General features: G+C 74.0%; 20 protein-coding genes. 12 read left to right on the top strand and 8 right to left on the bottom strand.

Going from position 1 to position 21,267, the window contains the following annotated elements:
• The first annotated feature begins 176 nt into the window (after window positions 1-176).
• The 4 genes from deoC (at window position 177) to IE330_RS06795 (ending at window position 4,266) form a co-directional block, all read left to right on the top strand.
• Complete coding sequence (deoC, locus tag IE330_RS06810; RefSeq protein ID WP_373314583.1) at window positions 177-1,187, top strand: deoxyribose-phosphate aldolase; 1,011 nt, start codon at window positions 177-179, stop codon at window positions 1,185-1,187.
• A 5-nt stretch (window positions 1,188-1,192) separates the two neighbouring features.
• Window positions 1,193-2,629 carry an aldehyde dehydrogenase family protein gene (locus tag IE330_RS06805; RefSeq protein WP_190134935.1) on the top strand — a complete coding sequence of 479 codons (1,437 nt, stop codon included), beginning with the start codon at window positions 1,193-1,195 and terminating at the stop codon, window positions 2,627-2,629.
• Window positions 2,622-3,512, top strand: a complete 891-nt coding sequence (locus IE330_RS06800) for an aldehyde dehydrogenase family protein (RefSeq protein WP_190134934.1) — start codon at window positions 2,622-2,624, stop codon at window positions 3,510-3,512. Before IE330_RS06805 ends, IE330_RS06800 begins: the two co-directional genes overlap by 8 nt.
• Before the next feature lie 88 nt (window positions 3,513-3,600).
• Window positions 3,601-4,266 carry a response regulator transcription factor gene (locus IE330_RS06795; RefSeq protein WP_190134933.1) on the top strand — a complete coding sequence of 222 codons (666 nt, stop codon included), beginning with the start codon at window positions 3,601-3,603 and terminating at the stop codon, window positions 4,264-4,266.
• Between the two features lie 33 nt (window positions 4,267-4,299).
• Here the strand turns inward: IE330_RS06795 and IE330_RS06790 are convergent, their stop codons facing one another.
• The 3 genes from IE330_RS06790 to IE330_RS06780 all read right to left on the bottom strand — a co-directional run bounded on the left by IE330_RS06790 (window position 4,300) and on the right by IE330_RS06780 (window position 8,068).
• The gene (locus IE330_RS06790; protein WP_190134932.1) at window positions 4,300-5,514 is read right to left on the bottom strand and encodes a sensor histidine kinase; all 1,215 of its coding nucleotides are present in this window, start codon (window positions 5,512-5,514) and stop codon (window positions 4,300-4,302) included.
• A gap of 404 nt (window positions 5,515-5,918) precedes the next feature.
• On the bottom strand, window positions 5,919-7,289 hold the full coding sequence (locus tag IE330_RS06785; protein WP_190134931.1) for an FtsX-like permease family protein: 1,371 nt from the start codon (window positions 7,287-7,289) through the stop codon (window positions 5,919-5,921).
• A gap of 5 nt (window positions 7,290-7,294) precedes the next feature.
• On the bottom strand, window positions 7,295-8,068 hold the full coding sequence (locus IE330_RS06780; protein ID WP_229925440.1) for an ABC transporter ATP-binding protein: 774 nt from the start codon (window positions 8,066-8,068) through the stop codon (window positions 7,295-7,297).
• Between the two features lie 225 nt (window positions 8,069-8,293).
• Here IE330_RS06780 and IE330_RS06775 point away from each other — a divergent pair, with 225 nt between their 5' ends.
• The gene (locus IE330_RS06775) at window positions 8,294-8,977 is read left to right on the top strand and encodes a uridine kinase family protein (protein ID WP_373314581.1); all 684 of its coding nucleotides are present in this window, start codon (window positions 8,294-8,296) and stop codon (window positions 8,975-8,977) included.
• Between the two features lie 233 nt (window positions 8,978-9,210).
• Here IE330_RS06775 and IE330_RS06770 read toward each other — a convergent pair whose 3' ends face one another.
• Window positions 9,211-9,987: a SigE family RNA polymerase sigma factor gene (locus IE330_RS06770; RefSeq protein WP_190134929.1), complete on the bottom strand. Its 777-nt coding sequence runs from the start codon at window positions 9,985-9,987 to the stop codon at window positions 9,211-9,213.
• A 212-nt stretch (window positions 9,988-10,199) separates the two neighbouring features.
• On the opposite strand from IE330_RS06770, the gene afsQ1 reads away from it, so the two are divergent.
• From afsQ1 to IE330_RS06745, 5 genes are all read left to right on the top strand, one after another.
• A complete protein-coding gene (gene afsQ1 / locus IE330_RS06765; protein ID WP_190134928.1) occupies window positions 10,200-10,877 on the top strand; it encodes a two-component system response regulator AfsQ1 in 678 nt (225 codons plus the stop codon).
• Window positions 10,874-12,481, top strand: a complete 1,608-nt coding sequence (locus IE330_RS06760; RefSeq protein ID WP_229925439.1) for an ATP-binding protein — start codon at window positions 10,874-10,876, stop codon at window positions 12,479-12,481. The genes afsQ1 and IE330_RS06760 overlap by 4 nt, the downstream gene beginning before the upstream one ends.
• Window positions 12,478-13,083, top strand: coding sequence for a hypothetical protein (locus IE330_RS06755; RefSeq protein ID WP_190134927.1), 606 nt, complete (start codon window positions 12,478-12,480; stop codon window positions 13,081-13,083). The genes IE330_RS06760 and IE330_RS06755 overlap by 4 nt, the downstream gene beginning before the upstream one ends.
• A gap of 108 nt (window positions 13,084-13,191) precedes the next feature.
• Window positions 13,192-13,716: a VanZ family protein gene (locus IE330_RS06750; RefSeq protein ID WP_229925438.1), complete on the top strand. Its 525-nt coding sequence runs from the start codon at window positions 13,192-13,194 to the stop codon at window positions 13,714-13,716.
• A gap of 104 nt (window positions 13,717-13,820) precedes the next feature.
• Window positions 13,821-14,021 carry a PspC domain-containing protein gene (locus IE330_RS06745; RefSeq protein ID WP_190134925.1) on the top strand — a complete coding sequence of 67 codons (201 nt, stop codon included), beginning with the start codon at window positions 13,821-13,823 and terminating at the stop codon, window positions 14,019-14,021.
• 105 nt (window positions 14,022-14,126) lie between these two features.
• Here IE330_RS06745 and IE330_RS06740 read toward each other — a convergent pair whose 3' ends face one another.
• Window positions 14,127-14,603 carry an ATP-binding protein gene (locus IE330_RS06740; protein ID WP_190134924.1) on the bottom strand — a complete coding sequence of 159 codons (477 nt, stop codon included), beginning with the start codon at window positions 14,601-14,603 and terminating at the stop codon, window positions 14,127-14,129.
• Window positions 14,604-14,733: 130 nt separating this feature from the next.
• Complete coding sequence (locus IE330_RS06735; RefSeq protein WP_229925437.1) at window positions 14,734-15,927, bottom strand: adenosine deaminase; 1,194 nt, start codon at window positions 15,925-15,927, stop codon at window positions 14,734-14,736.
• Between the two features lie 102 nt (window positions 15,928-16,029).
• On the opposite strand from IE330_RS06735, the gene IE330_RS06730 reads away from it, so the two are divergent.
• Complete coding sequence (locus IE330_RS06730; protein WP_190134923.1) at window positions 16,030-16,794, top strand: alpha/beta hydrolase; 765 nt, start codon at window positions 16,030-16,032, stop codon at window positions 16,792-16,794.
• 115 nt (window positions 16,795-16,909) lie between these two features.
• On the opposite strand, the gene IE330_RS06725 is transcribed toward IE330_RS06730, so the two are convergent.
• Window positions 16,910-18,610: an FAD-binding oxidoreductase gene (locus IE330_RS06725; RefSeq protein WP_190134922.1), complete on the bottom strand. Its 1,701-nt coding sequence runs from the start codon at window positions 18,608-18,610 to the stop codon at window positions 16,910-16,912.
• Window positions 18,611-18,934: 324 nt separating this feature from the next.
• Entirely contained in the window at window positions 18,935-19,897 is a 963-nt protein-coding gene (locus IE330_RS06720) for a LysR family transcriptional regulator (RefSeq protein ID WP_190134921.1), read from the bottom strand.
• A 63-nt stretch (window positions 19,898-19,960) separates the two neighbouring features.
• On the opposite strand from IE330_RS06720, the gene IE330_RS06715 reads away from it, so the two are divergent.
• Window positions 19,961-21,259: an MFS transporter gene (locus IE330_RS06715; RefSeq protein ID WP_190134920.1), complete on the top strand. Its 1,299-nt coding sequence runs from the start codon at window positions 19,961-19,963 to the stop codon at window positions 21,257-21,259.
• Window positions 21,260-21,267 lie beyond the last annotated feature (8 nt).

Genomic DNA, 21,267 nt, shown 5'->3' with positions numbered 1-21,267 from the left:
CCGCCCCCCCGCGCCGCCCCTCCCTCCCGGCCCCCTCCACGCATCCGTCGGTCCCGCCGCGGGCACCACCCGGCCGGGCCCGCACCCCCCCCGCCCGGCCACGGGCACCCCCTGCCCGCGCCCGGGTACAGCCCCTGTACAGCAGCTACGCGCGTAGATATGCTCCCCTCGTGACCATGCGGACGACTCCACCCACAGAGACAGACGAGGCCGCCGCGGCCCCGCCCCCCACCCCGGCCGGCCGGGCCGTGCCCGGCGCGTTCGCCGACGTCACCGCGTCGGCGTCCACGCTGCGCCGCTTCCTGCACGGGCTGCCGGGCGTGGACGCGGTGGGCCTGGAGGCGCGCGCGGCGGCGCTGGGGACGCGCTCGATCAAGGCCTCGGCCAAGGCGTACGCCATCGACCTGGCCATCTCCATGATCGACCTGACGACCCTGGAGGGCGCCGACACCGCGGGCAAGGTCCGCGCGCTCGGTGCTAAGGCCGTCCACCCGGACCCGACGGACCGCACCACCCCGCGCACCGCCGCCGTCTGCGTCTACCCGGACATGGTGGCCACCGCGAAGCAGGCCGTCGCCGGCACGGACGTGAAGGTCGCCTCCGTCGCCACCGCCTTCCCCGCGGGCCGCGCCCCGCTGGAGGTGAAGCTCGCGGACGTCCGCGAGGCCGTGGCCGCGGGCGCCGACGAGATCGACATGGTCATCGACCGCGGCGCGTTCCTCTCCGGCGACTACCTGAAGGTGTTCGAGGAGATCGTCGCCGTCAAGGAGGCCTGCCGCCGGGCCCGCCTGAAGGTCATCTTCGAGACCGGCGAGCTGTCGACGTACGACAACATCCGCCGCGCGAGCTGGCTCGGCATGATGGCGGGGGCCGACTTCATCAAGACGTCGACCGGCAAGGTCGGGGTCAACGCCACCCCGGCCAACACCCTGCTCATGCTGGAGGCCGTACGCGACTTCCGCGCGCAGACCGGGGTCCAGGTCGGCGTGAAGCCCGCCGGCGGCATCCGCACGTCGAAGGACGCCGTGAAGTTCCTGGTCCTGGTGAACGAGACCGCGGGCGCGGACTGGCTGGACAACCACTGGTTCCGCTTCGGCGCGTCCAGCCTCCTCAACGACCTGCTGATGCAGCGTCAGAAGCTGGCCACCGGACGCTACTCCGGTCCCGACTACGTGACGGTGGACTGATCACCATGGCATCCCTTTTCGAGTACGCGCCGGCTCCCGAGTCCCGCGCGGTCGTCGACATCGCGCCCTCCTACGGCCTGTTCATCGACGGCGAGTTCGCCGAGGCCGCGGACGGCAAGGTCTTCAAGTCCGTGTCCCCGTCGACCGAGGAGGTCCTCTCCGAGGTCGCCCGGGCGGGCGAGGCCGACGTCGAGCGCGCGGTGCGGGCCGCCCGCAAGGCGTTCGAGAAGTGGTCCGCGCTGCCCGGCGCGGAGCGCGCGAAGTACCTCTTCCGCATCGCCCGCATCATCCAGGAGCGCTCGCGCGAGCTCGCCGTCCTGGAGACGCTCGACAACGGCAAGCCGATCAAGGAGACCCGCGACGCGGACCTCCCGCTGGTCGCCGCGCACTTCTTCTACTACGCGGGCTGGGCCGACAAGCTCGACCACGCCGGGTTCGGCGCGAACCCCCGGCCGCTGGGCGTCGCGGGCCAGGTCATCCCCTGGAACTTCCCGCTGCTCATGCTGGCCTGGAAGATCGCCCCGGCCCTCGCGACCGGCAACACGGTGGTCCTCAAGCCCGCCGAGACGACCCCGCTCTCCGCGCTGTTCTTCGCGGACATCTGCCGCCAGGCGGGCCTGCCCAAGGGCGTCGTCAACATCCTCCCGGGGTACGGCGACGCGGGCGCGGCCCTGGTCGCGCACCCGGACGTGAACAAGGTCGCCTTCACCGGCTCCACGGCCGTCGGCAAGGAGATCGCGCGCACGGTCGCGGGCACGGACAAGAAGCTCACCCTCGAACTGGGCGGCAAGGGCGCGAACATCGTCTTCGACGACGCCCCGATCGACCAGGCCGTCGAGGGCATCGTCACGGGCATCTTCTTCAACCAGGGCCAGGTCTGCTGCGCCGGCTCGCGCCTGCTCGTGCAGGAGTCGATCCAGGAGGAGCTGCTCGACGCCCTCAAGCGCAGGCTCTCCACGCTGCGCCTGGGCGACCCGCTGGACAAGAACACCGACATCGGCGCGATCAACTCCGCCGAGCAGCTCGCCCGTATCACCGCCCTCGCCGACCAGGGCGAGGCGGAGGGCGCCGAGCGCTGGTCCCCGGCGTGCGAGCTGCCCGCCTCCGGCTACTGGTTCGCCCCGACGCTGTTCACCAACGTCACCCAGGCGCACACCATCGCCCGGGACGAGATCTTCGGCCCGGCCCTGTCGGTGCTGACCTTCCGCACCCCCGACGAGGCCGTCGCCAAGGCGAACAACACGCAGTACGGCCTGTCGGCGGGCATCTGGACGGAGAAGGGCTCGCGCATCCTCGCGGTCGCGAACAAGCTCCGCGCGGGCGTCGTCTGGGCCAACACGTTCAACAAGTTCGACCCGACCTCGCCCTTCGGCGGCTACAAGGAGTCGGGCTTCGGCCGCGAGGGCGGCCGCCACGGCCTGGAGGCGTACCTCGATGTCTGAGCGCTTGACTGTCTTCAAGACCTACAAGCTGTACGTGGGCGGTAAGTTCCCGCGTTCCGAGAGCGGCCGGGTGTACGAGGTGACCGACGCAAAGGGCAACTGGCTGGCCAACGCCCCGCAGTCGTCCCGCAAGGACGCGCGGGACGCGGTGGTGGCCGCGCGCAAGGCGTTCGGCGGCTGGTCGAACGCGACGGCGTACCTGCGCGGGCAGATCCTGTACCGCGTGGCGGAGATGCTGGAGGGCCGCCGCGAGCAGTTCACGCGCGAGGTCGCCGACGCCGAGGGCCTGTCGAAGTCCAAGGCGGCGGCGGTCGTCGACGCCGCGGTCGACCGCTGGGTCTGGTACGCGGGCTGGACCGACAAGATCGGCCAGGTCGTGGGCGGGGCGAACCCGGCCGCCGGGCCGTTCCTCAACCTCTCCACCCCCGAGCCGACGGGCGTCGTCGCGGTGCTCGCGCCCCAGGAGTCGTCGTTCCTGGGCCTGGTGTCCGTCATCGCCCCGGTGATCGCCACCGGCAGCACAGCGGTCGTCGTCGCCTCCGAGAAGGCCCCGCTCCCGGCCCTGTCCCTGGGCGAGGTCCTGGCCACGTCGGACGTGCCCGGCGGTGTCGTCAACATCCTCTCCGGCCGTACGGCGGAGCTCGCGGCCCCGCTGGCCGCGCACCAGGACGTGAACGCCATCGACCTCACGGGTGCCGACGCCGGCCTGGCGAAGGAGCTGGAGGTCGCGGCGGCGGACAACCTGAAGCGCGTGCTGCGTCCACAGGCTGTGGACGGGGACTTCACCGCGGCCCCCGGCACGGAGCGCCTCACCGCCTTCCTGGAGACCAAGACGGTCTGGCATCCCACGGGCTCGCTGGGCGCGTCGGGCTCCTCGTACTGAGCCTTCTCCCCTCTCCCCCGGACGCCGGGCGGGCCGCTCCCGGCCCGCCCGGCGTCCGCGCGTATCCGCCCGGCCGGATAATGGCGGCGTGATCGACAAGCGTCTGCGCGTGGTCCTGGCCGAGGACTCCGTCGTCCTGCGTGACGGCATGGTCGAGCTGCTCGGCGCCCGCGGGTGCGAGGTGGTGGCCGCCACGGGTACGGCGCCCGAGCTGCTCGCCGCGGTGGCCGCGCACCGGCCCGACGTGGCCGTGGTGGACATCCGGATGCCGCCCACGCACACCGACGAGGGCATCCGCGCCGCCGTCGACATCCGCGCGCGGACACCCGAGGTCGGCATCCTGGTCTTCTCCCAGCACGTGGAGACCGTCTGGGCCTCCCGGCTGCTCGCGGACGGCACGGCGGGCGTCGGGTACCTGCTGAAGGAGCGCGTCGCCCGTACCTCCGAGTTCGTGGACGCGCTGCGCCGGGTCGCCGACGGCGGTACGGCGCTCGATCCCGCGGTGGTCACCCAGCTCCTGCGCGGCGGACAGCGGCACAAGGTCGACGCCCTGACGCCGCGCGAGTACGAGGTCCTCGAACTGATGGCACAGGGCCACTCCAACCGCTCCATCGCGACGCTGTTCGCGGTGTCGGAGCGGGCGGTGGAGAAGCACGTGGCCGCCGTCTTCGCCAAGTTCGGCCTGCGGGCGACGGACACCGACAACCGGCGGGTGAAGGCCGTCCTCACGTACCTGGCGGAGAGCGGGAGCTGACGGCTCCGCGCGGCACCGCCCCGGGCGGGGGTGTCACAGGTGCGCGGGCAGTTCGGCGGTGATCACGGTGGGGCCGCCGGGCGGGCTGTCGACCCGCAGGACGCCGTCCACCGCCGCGAGCCGCCCGGCCAGGCCGGTCAGCCCGGTGCCGGTGCCGGGCGCGGCGCCGCCGCGGCCGTCGTCGCGCACGGTCAGGGTGACCCGGCCGGCGGCCGCGGTCGCGGCGAGCCCGGCCGCGCGGGCACCGCTGTGCCGGGCCACGTTGGTGAGCAGCTCGGCGGCGCAGTGGTAGACGGCGTGCTCGACCGCCGGATCCGGGCGTTCCCGCAGGTCCAGGTCGACGGTGACCGGCACCGGCACGGTGGCGGCAAGCCCCGGCAGCGCCTCGCCGAGCCCGCCGTCCAGCGCCACGGGGTGGATGCCCCGGGTGAGCAGCCGCAGCTCGGCGATGGTGGCGTCGGTCTGGCCCCGGGCGCGGGCCACCAGGCCGCGCAGCCGCCCGAGGTCCGGCCCGGCGGCGGAATCGAGCGCGTCGTCGGCCAGCGAGAGGGTGATGGCCACGGCGACCAGCCGGGCCTGGGTGCCGTCGTGCAGGTCGCGCTCCAGGCGGCGCAGCCGGTCGGTGTTCTCCGTGAGCAGGGCGGCGCGGGCGGCCTCCAGCTCCGTGACGCGCCGCTGGGCGCGGGCGGGGCCGAGCAGCAGCCGGGCGAGCCACCGGTTCGCCCGGCTCAGCGCCCGGACGGCACCGGGCACCGCGGCCAGGAGGACCAGGCCGAGCGGGACCGAGACGGCGACGGGCCAGAGGGCAGGACGCTGGTCCGGTTGCAGCAGGCGCTCCCAGAGCGGGAAGCCGAGCAGCCAGCCGCAGCCCAGCGGAACCGCGACGGCGGCGGCGAAGCCGAGCACGCCGAGCGGCAGCCGCAGCACCAGGTAGAGCAGGGCCCGCCAGGCGACCGGGTCGGTCAGCGCGACACGGCACCGGGCGATGGGGCCCTTCGCGCGGGGCGGCGCCGCCGGGGCCTCGACGCGCTCGCCGAGCAACCGCCCGACCAGCCGCCGGTGCAGCGCCCCGAGCCCCCGCGCGCCGGTCAGCGCCAGGGCCACGAACGGCAGGCCGAGCACGGTGAGCGAGAGCAGCGCCCCCGCGTAGAGGACGACGAGCGCGTAGCCGCCGCCGACCACGGCGAGCGGCAGTCCGACCAGGGCGAAGCCCCAGTCACCGCCCCGCACGCGCAGAGCACGCCGCATGCCCTTGACGCGCCTCGTGTTCCGTACGCCGCCACTGCCCCGGTCCCCCGGGACGCCGGGGCCCCGCCGCTCAGCCACGTACGGCTCCGGGCACCGCCGCGTACTCCCCCGGAACCGGCACCCTCACGCCGCACCCGCCGAGCGAGGCGCTCGACACCACCCGGGGCACGGAACACGGGGCGCCCGACCACCCGGTGCCCGGCCGCCCGGCCCCTCGCCCGAGGCGCACGGCACCCGGCCGCAACGCAACCCGCCACGAGGCACCCCTGCACGGACCCGGGCCGCAGGGCAAAACGCCCGACCGCCAGGACCCCCGCCGCAGGCGCAAGACCCCCGGCCGCAAGACATCCGACAGCAACGCAACCCACCGCGCAGCACCCCCGCGCGGGCCCCGCCCGTCCCGGTCACTCACGGCCGCCTCCCGCCGCCTCCACCGCCGCGCCGCGCGTCGCACGCGCGCCCGTGGCCAGGATGCCGGGGACGGTCAGCGCCGCCGCGCCCGCGACGGTCCAGGCGCAGGCGGCCGCCGGGACGGTCGGCAGCGGTGAGCCGGTCACCGCCGCGCTGAACGCCGCCGACGCGGCGCCCGCGACCGCCGCGCCGAGCAGGACGCCCACCGCCGTGGTCAGCACCGCCTCCACGGTCAGCACCCGCATGAGCTGGGCCCGGGTCGCGCCGACCAGCCGCAGCAGCGCGAACTCGCGGCGCCGCTCGGCGGTCACGGCGACCAGGGTGTTCACGGTGGAGACGGCGGCGAAGCAGACCAGCATCGCCAGTTCGACCTGGCGCAGCCAGACGTCGGTGTCGGAGGTGACGGCGGTCGCGGCCGCGCCCGAGGCGTCCTCGGCGGTACTCGTCATGATCATCATGGTGCCGGAGAGCCCGACGAGCAGCGCGACCGGCACCACGGCGGAGGCCAGCCGCCGCGCGTACCCGCGCAGGTTGGCGTCGGCCAGCCACCCCGCCCCGGGGGCCACCGCCCGCAGCGGAGCGCCCAGGACGGCGGCCAGGACGCGCGCCGCGAGCGGCCCGACCAGGGCGACGCCCGCGAGCAGCACCAGCGAGGCCAGCAGCGCCGCCTGCCCCGCGTCGTCCACCTCGCCCGCCGGACGGGTCGCGGCCAGGCGCAGCAGCAGGCCGCCGCCGACCAGCGCGGCGACACCGGCCAGCAGGCGGGGCACGCCCGTGCGCCCGTGCTCGGTCGAGCTCGCGGTGAGGGCGGCCGCGGGTGCGATGCGGGAGATCCGCCGGGCCGCGACGGCCGTGGCCACCAGGCCGACGGCGAGCGTGACGGCCAGCGCTATGAGCATGGGCAGCGGCGTCCCCGGCACCCGGACGTCCGGCGCCGCCAGCCCGCGCCGCTGCAACGCGGCGAGGAAGCGGCGGGCCGCCACCGCCCCGGCGGCCCACGCGGGCACGGCGACCAGCAGCGTGGTCACCACGACCTGGCCGCGCACCAGCCGCCGTGCCTGCCGGGGCGTGGCCGCGACGGTGCGCAGCAGGGCCAGTTCGCGGTGCTGCTGGCGCAGCGTGAAGCCGAGCGCGTTGACCACGACGAAGAACGCGACCAGGACGGCGATCTCGCCGAAGGCCCCGGCGATCAGCATCAGCCCGGGTCCCTCGACCGCGTCGCGGGCGGCGTCGGGCGCCGTGGCGTCGGCGGCCACCAGCGAGCCGAAGAGGGTCACGGTGGCGACGGCGAGGAAGAGTGATGCCGCCAGGCCGGCGAAGGCGGCCGGACGACGGCGCATCTGCCCGAGCCCGATGGGGGCCATCGCGCTCACCCGCCCAGCCGGCTCAGGCGGGCGCCGACCTCGGCCGCGGTGGGCCGGTCCAGCGCGTCCACCAGCAGGCCGTCGGCGAGCAGCAGCACCCGGTCCGCGTACCCGGCGGCGACCGGGTCGTGGGTCACCATCACGCAGGTCCGCCCCTCCTCGTCCACCCCGGCGCGCAGCAGGGCGAGGATCTCGTGGCCGGTGGCGCGGTCCAGCGCGCCCGTGGGCTCGTCGGCGAACAGCACCCGCGGGCGCGACACCAGCGCCCGGGCGATCGCCACCCGCTGCTGCTGCCCGCCGGACAACTGCCCGGGCCGGTGCCGCTCCCGCCCGGCGAGGCCCACCCGGGCGAGCGCCTCCAGGACCCGGCCCCGGTCGGGCCGCTCGCCCGCCAGCCGGCCGGGGAGCTCGACGTTCTGCGCGGCCGTCATCGCCGGCATCAGGTTGAACGCCTGGAAGACGAACCCGACCCGGCTGCGCCGCAGTTCCGCGAGGCGCCGCTCGGGCAGCCGGGACACCTCGGTGTCGCCCCACCAGACGGAGCCCCGGGTGGGCCGGTCCATCCCCGCGAGGCAGTGCAGCAGGGTGGTCTTGCCCGAGCCCGAGGGCCCCATCACCGCCGTGAACGTCCCCGGGGCGAGGCGCACGGACACCCCGCGCAGCGCCCGTACGGCGGCGGTCCCGCGCCCGTACTCCCGGTGCAGGTCCTCCGCCCGGGCGGCGTCCGCCGCCTCGTCCTCCGCCCCGCTCGTCGCTCTGTTCGTCGCCGTCTCAGCCATGCCTCCAGCCTCGGCGCCGCGGGCCCGGGAATCGATCATGCCCGCCCCCGGATCGGCGGTTCGGGAAACCGCACCCCCGCGGAGCGCACCCCTCCGGTACGCAGCCGTCGCCGCCTTCCCGGGCGGGCGCAGGGAGGCACCCGCCCCGCCCGGCGCTCCCCCGCCGCCGAGAGGGGATAATGCCTCGCGGACGTGCGCGACCCGCGGGGACGCGTCACGGCACACATGTCCGGCTGTCCGGCACCACCGCAGGTGAGAAGGTTCAGAGCTTTGGGTCCCCATCCTCCGACACCCACGCGCGTCGTCCTGCTCACCGGGCCCTCCGGCTCGGGCAAGTCGTCGTTCGCGGCCCGCAGCGGGCTGCCCGTCCTGTGTCTCGACGACTTCTACAAGGAGGGCACCGACCCGACGCTGCCGCTCGTCGAGGGCAGCACGGACATCGACTGGGACTCGCCGCTCTCCTGGGACGCGGACGTGGCCGTCGCCGCGATCAGCGAGCTGTGCCGCACGGGTCGTACGCGCGTACCGGTGTACGACATCGCCACGAGCGCGCGGGTCGGCGAGGAGACGCTCGACATCGAGCGCACGCCGCTGTTCATCGCCGAGGGCATCTTCGCGGCGGACATCGTGGAGCGCTGCCGGGACCTCGGCGTGCTCGCGGACGCGCTCTGCCTGCGCGGGCGCCCGTCCACCACGTTCCGCCGCCGGCTCCTTCGCGACCTGCGCGAGGGCCGCAAGTCCGTGCCGTTCCTGCTGCGCCGCGGCTGGCGCCTGATGCGCGCCGAACGCGCCATCGTGGCCCGCCAGACCGCCCTGGGCGCCCACCCGTGCGGCGCGGAGGAGGCGCTCGGCCGCCTCACCGACGCGGCGGCGGGCCGCCGCGCGCGGGCCCACGCGAGCGCCGCGTAGCACCGCCCGGCACGCGGTCACCGTACTGCCGCGCGGCACGGGCCCGTACGACAGCGCGGCAGTACGACAGCGCGGCGGCACGGCAGCACGAAGAGCGGGACCGGAAAGACCCCCCGGCCTTCCGGTCCCGCAGTGTTTCCCCCGTGGATCCCCCGTGATCCCCCCTCTTTCTTTCCTTTTCCTGCTTCCGCCGCTTCCCCCCTAGGAGCGGCGGCCCCCGTTTCCCCCTGTCCTCAGGCGACCAACTCGCCGAAGGACTCCTCCTGGTCACGGCCGAAGCTGAGGACCTCGTCCTCGCGCAGCCGGCGGAGGGACCGCCAGATGCTGGACTTCACCGTGCCGACGCTGATGTCGAGGATGTCCGCGATCTCCGGGTCCGTGCGGCCCTCGTAGTAGCGCAGGACCAGCATGGTGCGCTGGAGTTCGGGCAGCCGGGCGAGCGCCTGCCACAGGACGGCGCGCAGCTCGGTGCCGCGCATCGCGTCCGTGTCGCCGACGGTCTCCGGCAGTTCCTCGGTCGGGTACTCGTTGAGCTTGCGGCGGCGCCACGCGCTGATGTGCAGGTTCGTCATGGTGCGCCGCAGGTAGCCGCCGACGGCGGCCTTGTCGCTGATCCTGTCCCAGGCGCGGTACGTCGAGAACAAGGCGCTCTGCAGCAGGTCCTCGGCCTCGAAGCGGTCGCCGGTCAGGTGGTAGGCGGTGGCGTACAGGGAGGCGCGGCGCTCCTGGACGTAGGCGGTGAACGCCGCTTCGGCGTCCTCGGCCTGCGACCGGGAGGTCCGTTCCCCCGATTCCTCCCTGTACGCGGCGGCTCCCCCGTGAGCTGCCTTGTCACCGCCGCCCTTGAGCGCGTCAACCACCGTCATGTAACCGGTGTGCTGACGCCCGGTGCCGCGAGCGCACCCCCGCCCGCTCACGGCACCGGACTTCTCGTGCTTCTCAGAACTCCGGTGGATGTCGTGCAGACGCGTGACAACTGCGCTTGAGCTGGTGCTGTGCAGCGTGTTCATCTCGCGCCCCCCGTCGTGGAGTCTGGGATTTCCGTGTGACCAAAACTCTGCCGGAGCGACTTCATGGCGGTGTCCGCCGACTGTCACAGGCCTGTCACAGGGGTCGTGGCGCCACCGTCCAAGATCGACGACGCCGTTCGCTCGTGTGGGTGCCGTGTGAGACGCCGGCCAACAGTCGAACTGGGCCCGCGCCATGGGACAGAATGACGTTCGTGCCTTCCCTGTTGCTGATCGAGGACGACGACGCCATCCGGACGGCCCTGGAGCTCTCACTGACGCGCCAGGGTCACCGGGTGGCCACTGCTGCCACCGGCGAGGACGGCCTGAAGCTCCTGAGCGAGCAGCGGCCGGACCTGATCGTGCTGGATGTGATGCTGCCCGGCATCGACGGCTTCGAGGTGTGCCGCCGCATCCGGCGCACCGACCAGTTGCCGATCATCCTGCTGACCGCGCGCAGCGACGACATCGACGTGGTCGTGGGCCTCGAGTCGGGGGCCGACGACTACGTGGTCAAGCCGGTGCAGGGGCGTGTGCTCGACGCCCGGATCCGGGCGGTCCTGCGCCGCGGCGAGCGGGAGGCGAACGACGCGGCCACGTTCGGCTCGCTGGTGATCGACCGCGCGGCGATGACGGTGACGAAGAACGGCGAGGACCTGCAGCTCACGCCGACCGAGCTGCGGCTCCTGCTGGAGCTGAGCCGGCGGCCCGGCCAGGCCCTGTCGCGGCAGCAGCTCCTGCGCCTGGTGTGGGAGCACGACTACCTGGGCGACTCGCGGCTCGTGGACGCGTGCGTGCAGCGCCTGCGCGCCAAGGTCGAGGACGTGCCGTCCTCGCCGACGCTGATCCGTACCGTGCGCGGCGTGGGCTACCGGCTGGACGCGCCTCAGTGACAGATCCGCACGACCAGTCCCGCGGCCTGTCCGCGGTCCGCAAGGCACTCTGGTCCGGCCTGCGCTTCACGAGCCTGCGGCTGCGGCTCGTCGTCGTCTTCGCCCTGGTGGCGCTGACCGCGGCGGTGTCCGCGTCCGGCATCGCGTACTGGCTCAACCGCGAGGCCGTGCTGACGCGCGCGCAGGACGCCGCGCTGAAGGACTTCCGGCAGCAGATGCAGACCCGCGCGGGCGCGCTGCCGCCGAACCCCACGCAGGACGCGCTGCAGGCCGCCGCCGGCCAGATGGCCAAGAGCAGCCAGCGCTACAGCGTGCTCCTGGTCGGGGAGGACCCCGGCGGCCGGCGTATCCACGGCTACTCCGACCTGGACGGGTTCACCCTCGCCAAGGTGCCGAAGGCGCTGCGTGAGGCCGTGCGCAAGGAGCAGCCGCTCACCGACGGCAACAAGAGCCCGTACCACCTGTACTGGCAGCGGACCGTCGAGCACGGTACGCCCTACCTCGTCGGCGGCACGCGGATCGTCGGGGGCGGTCCGACGGGGTACATGCTGAAGTCCCTGGAGCCGGAGGCGAAGGACCTCAGCTCGCTGGGCTGGTCGCTCGCCATCGCCACGGCGCTCGCGCTGGTCGGCTCCGCGCTGCTCGCGCAGGCCGCCGCGACGACGGTCCTGAAGCCGGTGCACCGCCTGGGGGTGGCCGCGCGCCGTCTCGGCGAGGGCAAGCTGGACACCCGGCTGCGGGTGTCCGGGACCGACGAGCTGGCCGATCTGTCCCGTACGTTCAACCGCACGGCGGAGAACCTGGAGAAGAAGGTCGCGGACATGAGCGCCCGGGACGAGGCGAGCCGGCGCTTCGTGGCGGACATGTCGCACGAGCTGCGTACGCCGCTGACCGCGATCACGGCGGTGACGGAGGTCCTTGAGGAGGAGCTGGACGCCGAGACCGGCAGCGTCGACCCGATGATCGAGCCCGCGGTGCGGCTCGTGGTGAGCGAGACGCGGCGCCTGAACGACCTCGTGGAGAACCTGATGGAGGTCACCCGCTTCGACGCGGGCACCGCCAGGCTCGTCCTCGACGACGTCGACATCGCCGACCAGATCACCGCCTGCATCGACGCGCGCGCCTGGCTGGACGCCGTCGACCTGGACGCCGAGCGCGGCATCATGGCCCGGCTCGACCCGCGCCGCCTGGACGTGATCCTGGCCAACCTCATCGGCAACGCGCTCAAGCACGGCGGCTCCCCGGTGAAGGTGTCGGTGCGCCTGGACGGCGACAGCCTGGTGGTCTCCGTGAAGGACGGCGGCCCGGGCATCCCCGAGGACGTCCTGCCGCACGTCTTCGACCGCTTCTACAAGGCGAGCGCGTCCCGGCCGCGGTCGGAGGGCAGCGGGCTCGGCCTGTCCATCGCGCTGGAGAACGCGCACATCCACGGCGGCGAGATCACGGCGGCGAACGCGCCCGCGGGCGGCGCGGTGTTCACGCTGCGGCTGCCGCGCGACGCCTCGCCGCTGACGGCCGAGCCGGAGTCCGGCGCGGGCGCCGGCGGGGCGGCCGGGGCCGGCCGGGCCGGGGAACGTTCCGAGGAAGGCAAGGAAGAGACATGACCAGGCGAGGCCTGCGGGGCGTCCTTGCCGCCGCCGCGCTCACCACCGTGCTGGCCGGGTGCGGCATCCGCTCCACCGAGGTGCCCACCGACTTCGGCGCCGCGCCCTCGCGGGTGCCGTGCGGGGCGTCGGCGTCGGGCATCTCGGCGCGCGACCGGGCGACCGGCGTGCCCGTGCAGATCTTCCTGGTGTGCTCGGGCCGGCTCGTCCCGGTGGACCGGACCGTCCGCGTGCCCGGGCAAGCGGGCGGCACGGACCGGGTGCGGATCGCGCGGGCGCTCCTGACCGAGCTGTCCGCCGCGCCCGCGGCGGACGAGAAGCAGGCCGGGTACACCACGGAGGTGCGCCGGGGCCTCACCGTCACCGGCCCCCGGTCCGGCGACCCGGGCGAGGCGCTGCGGCTCAGCAGGCGCCCGCAGGAGCTGCCGACGGCCGCGCTCTCCCAGCTCGTGTGCACGTACGCGGAGAGCGCCGCGTCGGACGGCGGGGCGGTGCTGCTCGGCGGGCCGGCCGGGACGGACCCGCGCCGCTACGAGTGCACCCCGGAGGTCCGGGAACGGCCCGGCCGGGTGGCGCCGCCCTCCCGGCCCGTGGAGTCGTGAAGGGGCCGGGGCAGGGGCCGTTGTGACCCGCGCGGAACCGATCCCGCCGCCCGGCGCGTCTTGGGGGGCGTGCGTCAAGGCTCGGGCGGGCGCGGTGCCGCCATTCGCTTGCGCGCGGCGGGAGGGGTCCTCCTCGCCGCGCATCTCCTGGTCGTCGCGTGGATCACGCTGCGGCCGCTGGACGTGCCCTGGGTGAGCGCCGCGAATCTGGAGCCGCTGGCCGGCATCAAGGCCGACCTGGCGCGCGGGCCCGAGCAGGCGGCGCGGCAGATCGGCGGGGCGCTGCTGCTGCTCGCGCCGCTCGGGGCGCTGCTGCCGCTGGTGGGGGGCCGCATCGACGTGTCGCCGCTGGCCTCGCTGGCCCGTACGGTCGCGGCGGGCGCGCTGCTCTCGCTCGGCATCGAGCTGCTCCAGACCGGGGTGCCGGGGCAGGTCGTGGACATCGACTCGCTGTTCCTGAACACCGTGGGCGTGGCGCTCGTCCACGTCGCCGTGGTGCCCGCCGTGCGGGCCCGGCTGCGCCGCCGCCGCGGAGCGCGCCGCCGGGGTGTGCGCCCCCGGGCGCACCGCCCGCGGGAGGAGGTCACTCAGGGGTCGACCCCGACGATTCCCAGGGTCGGGATCGCCCCGTAGCCCGATGCCCGGTGGTGCCCGGGCTCCTACCGTGGAGTCATCGGGGTATACGGAAGCCGTTGCCTCTCGTACGCGATCCGACCTCGGCCCGTGAAGGAGTCACCATGTCCGCCCTTGTCCGCCCCACCGACGGCCGCATGATCGGCGGTGTGTGCGCCGCCCTCGCCCGCCGCTTCGGCATGTCGGCGAGGACCATGCGCGTCATCTTCGTCCTGTCGTGCCTGCTGCCCGGACCCCAGTTCCTGCTGTACGTCGCGCTGTGGATCCTGCTGCCGACCGAGGGCAAGGCCAAGCCCGCCTGGTGACCTCCCGGGCGCGGCTCGTGCCCACGCGCACGACGACGGGGCGCACCCCCAAGGGTGCGCCCCGTCAGTCGTGTGCGGCGCGGTGCGCGCCGGGTGGAGCGTGGGTCAGAGCGGCAGGCCGAGGCCCTGCGTCGGCAGGCCCTCGGCGGACAGGCCCTGCGTGGGCAGGCCGCCGAGGAGCTGGGTGACCGGGTCGGCCGCCCCCTGCGCGCCGGACTCCGGCCCGGCCGAGCGGGTCGCCTTCTCGCCGTCCTCGCCCTCGTCGTCGCCCGGCGCGGTGGCGGTCTTCGTGGCGCCCTCCACCGTGTCGGTCGGCAGCGACGGGACGAGGTGGTCGACGGCGGGGCCGGGCGCGGCCACCCCGCTCGTGAGGGCGTCCTGGCCCGCGGTGAGGGACTCGGGCGCCCCGGCCGGCAGGGTGCCCGCGGCCTGGTCCAGGGGCAGCGTCGTGGTGACGGTCTCCAGGGTGGTCGCGGGGTCCGCGACGGTGGCCGGGGCCGCGTGCGCGGCACCCGCGCCGAGGGCGGCGAAGGCGGCACCGAGCGCGGCGACACCGAGGGTCTTGGCGGCAGACTGCTTCATGGCAATGCGTCCTTGGTCCGGGGGCGTTGAGCGGTGCCCGACGTTAAACACCCCCCGGTGAGGCCCGCAAACAGCCGAAAGCGGCCGGGAGGTGGTAGTCCCGGCCGCTCCGTTGACGTACAAAATCCGTTTAGCTGTCGATGGAACCGCTGGTGGAGGCGGTCTGGCGGAACAGCCATTCGGACTTGAGTTCGGCGTATCCGGGCTTGATGACGTCATTGATCATCGCGAGGCGTTCGTCGAAAGGAATGAACGCCGACTTCATGGCATTGACGGTGAACCACTGCATGTCGTCGAGCGTGTAGCCGAAGGTCTCCACGAGGTGCTCGAACTCGCGGCTCATGCTGGTGCCGGACATCAGGCGGTTGTCCGTGTTCACGGTGGCCCGGAAGTGCAGTCGCCGGAGCAGCCCGATCGGGTGCTCGGCGTACGACGTCGCGGCGCCGGTCTGGAGGTTGGAGCTCGGGCACAGCTCCAGCGGGATGCGCTTGTCGCGGACGTAGGAGGCGAGGCGGCCGAGCTGCACCGTGCCGTCCTCGGCGACCTTGATGTCGTCGATGATGCGCACGCCGTGGCCGAGGCGGTCGGCGCCGCACCACTGGAGGGCCTGCCAGATGGAGGGCAGGCCGAAGGCCTCGCCGGCGTGGATGGTGAAGTGGTTGTTCTCGCGCTTGAGGTACTCGAAGGCGTCGAGGTGGCGGGTGGGAGGGAAGCCCGCCTCGGCGCCCGCGATGTCGAACCCGGCGACGCCCGAGTCGCGGTAGCGGTTGGCGAGTTCGGCGATCTCCAGGGCGCGGGCCGCGTGCCGCATGGCGGTGAGCAGGGCGCCGACGCGGATGCGGTGGCCGTTGGCCCGGGCGCGCCGCTCGCCCTCGCGGAAGCCCTCGTTGACGGCCTCGACGACCTCTTCGAGGGTCAGGCCGGCCTCCAGGTGCTGCTCGGGGGCGTAGCGCACCTCGGCGTAGACGACGCCGTCCTCGGCGAGGTCCTCGGCGCACTCGGCGGCGACGCGCCTGAGGGCGTCCTTGGTCTGCATGACGGCGCAGGTGTGCGCGAACGTCTCCAGGTACCGCTCCAGCGAGCCGGAGTCCGCGGCCTCGCGGAACCAGACGCCGAGCTTGTCGGGGTCGGTCTCGGGCAGGCCCGCGTACCCGCAGTCGCGGGCCAGGTCGACGACGGTCCCGGGGCGCAGGCCGCCGTCGAGGTGGTCGTGGAGCAGGACCTTCGGGGCGCGGCGGATCTGCTCGGAGTCCGGGGTGCCCGGGGCGGTGCCACGGCCCGTGTGACCGCTTCCTTCAGTGATCTTGTTGATCTGGCTCGTCATTTTCGCACTCTAACGCCTACGCGCGTAGAACTCACTGGTCGATACGGAACGGTGACCAGGCGGACGGGTGGCATACGGCGTGTCTTCTGCCACTGTTCTGCCATGGCTCAGCAAGCGACCTCCCGTCCGGCGCGCACGGCCGCGCTCGGCCGGTCGATCGGCACGCGCCCCGCGACGGTGAGCGCGGTGGTGCTGCTCCTGCCGGGCGGCCACGCCACCTCGACCCGCAAGCCGTCCTTCCTCGCCGCGGCGGCGGTGCGCTCCCTGGGGCGGCGGCTCGCCCGCGCCGGGCGCCCGGACGGCCTCGTGGCGCACGTGGTGCGCTACCGGGTGAGCGGCTGGAACGGCACGGAGGCCGAGCTGGCGCGGGACGCGGAGTGGGCGGCCGACGAGGTGGTGCGCCGCTACGGCGACGTGCCGGTGTGCCTGGCCGGGGTCGACATGGGCGGCCGGGCGGCGCTGCGCGCGGCCGGGCACTGTGCCGTCCAGTCCGTGCTCGCGCTCGCCCCGTGGCTGCCCGAGGAGGACGTGGCGGCGCCGCCCGAGCCGGTGAAGCAGCTCGCCGGGCGGCAGGTGCTCATCGTGCACGGCACGAACGACGAGCGGACCGACCCCGAGCTGTCGTTCCGCCTGGCGGAGCGGGCGAAGAAGGCGAACCGGGACGTGTGCCGGTTCGAGGTCCACTCCGACGGCCACCGGCTGAGCCAGCACCACGACGAGGTGCTGGCGCTGGCCGCGGACTTCGTGCGGGGGTCGTTGTACGGGTACCCGTACGCCCGGCCCCTGGAGGACGCGCTGGCGGCTCCGCCGCCCATCGGTTTACGGATGCCTCTTGCTTCCGGTTTCGGGAGGGCTCTGCGGGGCTGATCGCTCGCTGCTGACCGCGGGTGCGTTGTGGCTTGTCGCGCAGTTCCCCGCGCCCCTTCGGGCGCTTGTGTGCGGGGCGCTCACCTGCGGGGCGCGGGGAACTGCGGCGCACCGCTTACGGCAGGCGGACCGACTGGGCGTGGCGGAAGACGTTCTTCGGGTCCCAGGTCGCCTTGGCCTTCTGCAGGCGGGCGTAGTTGTCCTTGTAGTAGAGGCTGTTCCACGCCGTCGACGAGGTGTTCCAGGCGGCGTCGCCGAGGTCCTTGTCGGGGTAGTTGACGTAGCAGCCGTCGTTGATCTCGTTCGGCACCGGGACGCCGCCGGTCTCCGCGTACACCTCCTGGTAGAACTCGCGGATCCAGGCGAGGTGCTTGGCCTCGTCGGCCGGGTTGGTCCAGTAGGTCTGGTACTGGAGCTTGAGCACCGAGTCGCGCTGCGGCACGGCGGTGTCGCCGGGCTTGACGCTGTTGATGCGGCAGCCGTACGAGTCGACCTGGAGCAGGGCGTCGCCGTTGCTGTAGTCGGTGCGCGTCAGGTGCTTGTACATCGCCTTGATCTGGTGGGCGGAGAAGCCCTTGCGCGCGTACGCCGACTTGTACTTGCCGTACAGCGTGGGGTTGCCGCCGCTGAGGTAGTCGGTGGCGATGTACCAGGGCAGCGTGCGCGGCTTGGCGAACTGCGGCATGGCCGCGTGCTCGCCCGCCCGCTGGGTCATCGCCCGGCGGGTGACGCCCACGCCCGCCGAGACGGCGGCCAGGTAGTCGTCGAGGAGCGCCTGGGCGTTGGGGACCGTGGCGTCCATCTGCGTGAGCAGCACGATCTCCGAGTTGGCACTGGCCTTCTGGTTCAGCTTCAGCAGGCCGAACAGCGAGTTGTACTTGGAGTCCGGCGCGCTGTTCTGCTCGTGCCAGGTGCCCCAGTTCTGCAGCAGCCGGGTGAAGGACGCCTCGGTCATGTCCTTCCAGGGGAAGGCCGTGGCGTGCACGAAGACCTCGGACGGGGGCTTCGGAAGGAGCTTGGAGGGGTCGGTGCCGGTGGCGCCGGGCGAGCGCAGCCAGTACCGGGTGATCAGGCCGAAGTTGCCGCCGCCACCGCCGGTGTGGGCCCACCACAGGTCCCTGAGGCGCTCGTCGCCGGAGTCGCGGGTGGCGACGACCGCCCTGGCGGTGCCGTTCCGGTCCACCGTGACGACCTCGACGCCGTAGAGGTGGTCGACGGTCAGGCCGTGCAGCCGGGAGAGCAGACCGTAGCCGCCGCCGGATATGTGGCCGCCGGCGCCGACGGAGGCACAGGAGCCCGCCGGGAGCGTGACGCCGTACAGCTTGTAGAGCGTCTCGTAGATCTGCAGGTTGGAGGCGCCGCCCTCGACGGCGAAGGCGTTGCGGCCCTCGTCGTAGTAGACCCGCGTCATGCCGGACATGTCGATGACGACCTGGACGTCCTTGTTGAAGACGAAGTCCTCGTAGCAGTGGCCGCCGCTGCGCACCGTGAGCCGCTTGCCCGCGGCGACCGCGTCCTGCACGGCCCGCACCGCCTGGCCGGTGGTGGTGACCAGGCGCACGTAGTCGGGGTCGGCGACCCAGCGCTGGTTGATGCCGCGGACCAGGTCGGGGAAGCGGGGGTCGCCGGGCTGGACGGTGATGTAGTCCGGCGTCGTGGCGGTGTCGACCGCCGTCGCGGCCGCCATGGCGGCGGCCGACCGGGGCGCGGCCTGGGCGCTCGCGGGCAGGGCGGTGCTGACGGCCGCGCCACCGGCGACGGCGGCGGCGCCGGAGAGGAGGGATCTGCGGCCCAGAGGTCTGTCCTGCTTTGCCATGTGTGCCTCACTTGTCTCGCGCATGACGATGTCGGCCCAACGGGCATGACGCCAAGGGAAGTTGAAGACGCATCGAACGATGATCGATCAAGAGACTAGACCAGTGGGACGGGCGTGGCGCAACACCTTGACCGTTAAAAGTGTCCGAACTGCCAGCCCGGACCCGTTTGGTTGCAGCATGTGCAACTCGTCCTACTGACCGGTCCTGCCCATACCCCTATGGATGGGGCATTTTGACGTTCCGTCAGGTACGGGTCGCAGGTCGCGGGCTGCGGGTCGCGGGCCACGGGCCGCGGGTCGCGGGCCACGGGCCGCGGGACGCCCTCACCGCGGCAGCAACTGGCCCCGCCTGCCCAGCAGGAACCGCTTGAAGGCCGCCACCGGGGCCGTGTCCGGGTGGCCGTCCAGCCAGGCCACCCCGATCTCGCGGACCGCCCGCTGCCCGGTGACCGTCAGCTCGACGACGCCCGGCCGGGCCACGGCGGGCGGCGGCAGCAGGGCCACACCGAGGCCCGCGGCCACCAGGCCCCGCAAGGTCTCCGCCTCCTCCCCCTCGAAGGCGACCCGCGGCTTGAACCCGGCCTCGGCGCAGAGCGCGTCCGTGATCCGGCGCAGCCCGTACCCCGGCTCCAGGGTCACGAAGGCCTCGTCGGCGGCCTCCGCCAGGCGCACCCGCTTGCGCCCGGCGAGCCGGTGGTCGTCCGGCACGACGAGCCTGAGGCGCTGCTCGTCCAGGCGGCGGGCGACCAGGTCGGGCGCGTCCGGCACCGGCGAGGTCAGGCACAGGTCGAGCTCGCCCGCGCGCAGCCCCTCCAGCATGGCCTCGCCGTAGTTCTGCACCAGGCTGAAGCGCACCCGCGGGTGGTCGGCGCGGAAGGCGCGGATCAGGCCGGGCACGGTCTCGGAGCCCATGGTGTGCAGGAACCCGAACGCCACCTTGCCCGAGGCGGGGTCGGCGTCGGCGCGGACGGACTCCGCGGCCCTGCCGACCTCCGCGAGCGCGCGCTCGACAGAGGCGAGGAAGGTGCGGCCCGCCGGGGTGAGCGACACCGTGCGGCCGTGCCGCGCGAAGAGGTCGACGCCCAGGTCCCTCTCCAGGCGTACGAGCGCCCGGGACAGCGTGGACTGCGGCACCTGGAGCTCCTGGGCGGCGCGCGTGACGTGCTCGGTGCGGGCGACCCCGGCGAAGTACGCGAGCCGCGGGGCGAGCAGGCGCACGATGTGATCTGTGTCCTCTGTGTCACTGTTCTGCGACAGCCGCGCCGCTGACCTCCGCTGATGCTCCATGGGATGGATTATGGCCGTTCCATGCATTGGACGCATGAGGCGGGGCGGTCCTACGTTCGGGACATGCCTCCTGCCAGTAGCGGGGCGACCGCCACCCACGCGGCCGCCCTTCCCCCAGCGTCCCCCGCACCCGCCGCACCCCGTACGACCGACGACAGCCGCATGGCACCCGGAGGCCCCGGCTACCGCCGCATGAGCTTCGCGCTCTTCCTCGCGGGCGTCGCCACCTTCGCCCTGCTGTACTCCACGCAGGCCCTGCTCCCCCTGATCTCCGCCGACCTGGGCGCGAGCGCGTCCACGGCGAGCTGGACCGTGTCGGCCGCGACCGGCGCCCTCGCGCTGTGCGTGCTGCCGCTGAGCGCCCTGTCGGAGCGGTACGGCCGCCGGACCCTGATGACCGCCTCGCTGGCCGTCGCCGTCGTGGTCGGCCTGCTGGTGCCCCTCGCCCCCTCCGTGGGCGCGCTGATCGCGCTGCGCGCCGTGCAGGGCGCCGCGCTCGCCGGGCTGCCCGCCTCCGCCATGGCGTACCTCGCCGAGGAGGTGCGGCCCAAGGCGCTGGTCGCCGCGATCGGCATGTTCGTGGCGGGCAACTCCATCGGCGGCATGAGCGGCCGCATCGTCACCGGCTGGGTGGCGCAGGCCTGGGGCTGGCGCTGGGCGCTCGCCGTGGTCGGTGCCGTCGCGGTGCTGTGCGCGCTGGCCTTCCGCGCGCTGCTGCCCGCGCCGCGCCACTTCACGCCGGGCACGCTCAGCCCGCGGTCGCTGGGCCGCACGGTGCGCACCCACCTGGCGAACCCGCTGCTGTGCCGCCTGTACGCGATCGGCGCGCTGTTCATGACGGTGTTCGGCGCGGTGTACACGGTGATCGGCTACCGCCTCACCGAGGCGCCGTTCTCGCTGCCGCAGGGCGTCATCGGCTCGATCTTCCTCGTCTACCTGGTCGGTACGGCCTCCTCGGCGGCGGCCGGGAAGCTGGTGGGCCGCCTCGGCCGCCGCGGCGCCCTCTACCTGGGCGCGGGCACGACGGCCGCCGGTCTGCTGCTGTCCCTGTCGTCCGCGCTGCTCCTGGTCCTGCTCGGCCTCGTGCTGATCACCGCGGGCTTCTTCGCGGGCCACGCGGTGGCGTCCTCGTCGGTGAGCCGCACGGCCACGACGGGCCGCGCGCAGGCCTCCGCGCTCTACCAGTCCGCGTACTACGTCGGCAGCAGCGCGGGCGGCACGCTCGGCGCGGTCGCCTTCCACTCCGGCGGCTGGGGCGGCACGGTCGCGCTCGGCGTGCTCGCGGTGACCGGCGTCGTCGGCATCACCCTGTACGGGACGCGGGTGGCGCGCGGCCTGACGGCCGCGGGCGCCCACCACTGAGGGCCCGG

The organism is Streptomyces longispororuber, assembly GCF_014656095.1.
GTDB lineage: Bacteria > Actinomycetota > Actinomycetes > Streptomycetales > Streptomycetaceae > Streptomyces > Streptomyces longispororuber.
The sequence above is the reverse complement of the archived record's forward strand: the minus strand, read 5'-3'. Positions and strand labels throughout refer to the sequence as shown.

Bases quoted from the DNA above. Each gene is read 5' to 3' on its own strand.
- IE330_RS06785 (WP_190134931.1), bottom strand. From the start codon at position 7,289: ATGGCCCCCATCGGGCTCGGGCAGATGCGCCGTCGTCCGGCCGCCTTC.
- IE330_RS06715 (WP_190134920.1), top strand. From the start codon at position 19,961: ATGCCTCCTGCCAGTAGCGGGGCGACCGCCACCCACGCGGCCGCCCTT.
- deoC (WP_373314583.1), top strand. From the start codon at position 177: ATGCGGACGACTCCACCCACAGAGACAGACGAGGCCGCCGCGGCCCCG.
- IE330_RS06745 (WP_190134925.1), top strand. From the start codon at position 13,821: ATGTCCGCCCTTGTCCGCCCCACCGACGGCCGCATGATCGGCGGTGTG.
- IE330_RS06755 (WP_190134927.1), top strand. From the start codon at position 12,478: ATGACCAGGCGAGGCCTGCGGGGCGTCCTTGCCGCCGCCGCGCTCACC.
- IE330_RS06805 (WP_190134935.1), top strand. From the start codon at position 1,193: ATGGCATCCCTTTTCGAGTACGCGCCGGCTCCCGAGTCCCGCGCGGTC.
- IE330_RS06790 (WP_190134932.1), bottom strand. From the start codon at position 5,514: ATGCGGCGTGCTCTGCGCGTGCGGGGCGGTGACTGGGGCTTCGCCCTG.
- IE330_RS06775 (WP_373314581.1), top strand. From the start codon at position 8,294: ATGTCCGGCTGTCCGGCACCACCGCAGGTGAGAAGGTTCAGAGCTTTG.
- IE330_RS06780 (WP_229925440.1), bottom strand. From the start codon at position 8,068: ATGGCTGAGACGGCGACGAACAGAGCGACGAGCGGGGCGGAGGACGAG.
- IE330_RS06735 (WP_229925437.1), bottom strand. From the start codon at position 15,927: ATGACGAGCCAGATCAACAAGATCACTGAAGGAAGCGGTCACACGGGC.
- IE330_RS06770 (WP_190134929.1), bottom strand. From the start codon at position 9,987: ATGAACACGCTGCACAGCACCAGCTCAAGCGCAGTTGTCACGCGTCTG.
- IE330_RS06720 (WP_190134921.1), bottom strand. From the start codon at position 19,897: ATGGAGCATCAGCGGAGGTCAGCGGCGCGGCTGTCGCAGAACAGTGAC.
- IE330_RS06725 (WP_190134922.1), bottom strand. From the start codon at position 18,610: ATGGCAAAGCAGGACAGACCTCTGGGCCGCAGATCCCTCCTCTCCGGC.
- IE330_RS06730 (WP_190134923.1), top strand. From the start codon at position 16,030: ATGGCTCAGCAAGCGACCTCCCGTCCGGCGCGCACGGCCGCGCTCGGC.
- IE330_RS06800 (WP_190134934.1), top strand. From the start codon at position 2,622: ATGTCTGAGCGCTTGACTGTCTTCAAGACCTACAAGCTGTACGTGGGC.
- IE330_RS06740 (WP_190134924.1), bottom strand. From the start codon at position 14,603: ATGAAGCAGTCTGCCGCCAAGACCCTCGGTGTCGCCGCGCTCGGTGCC.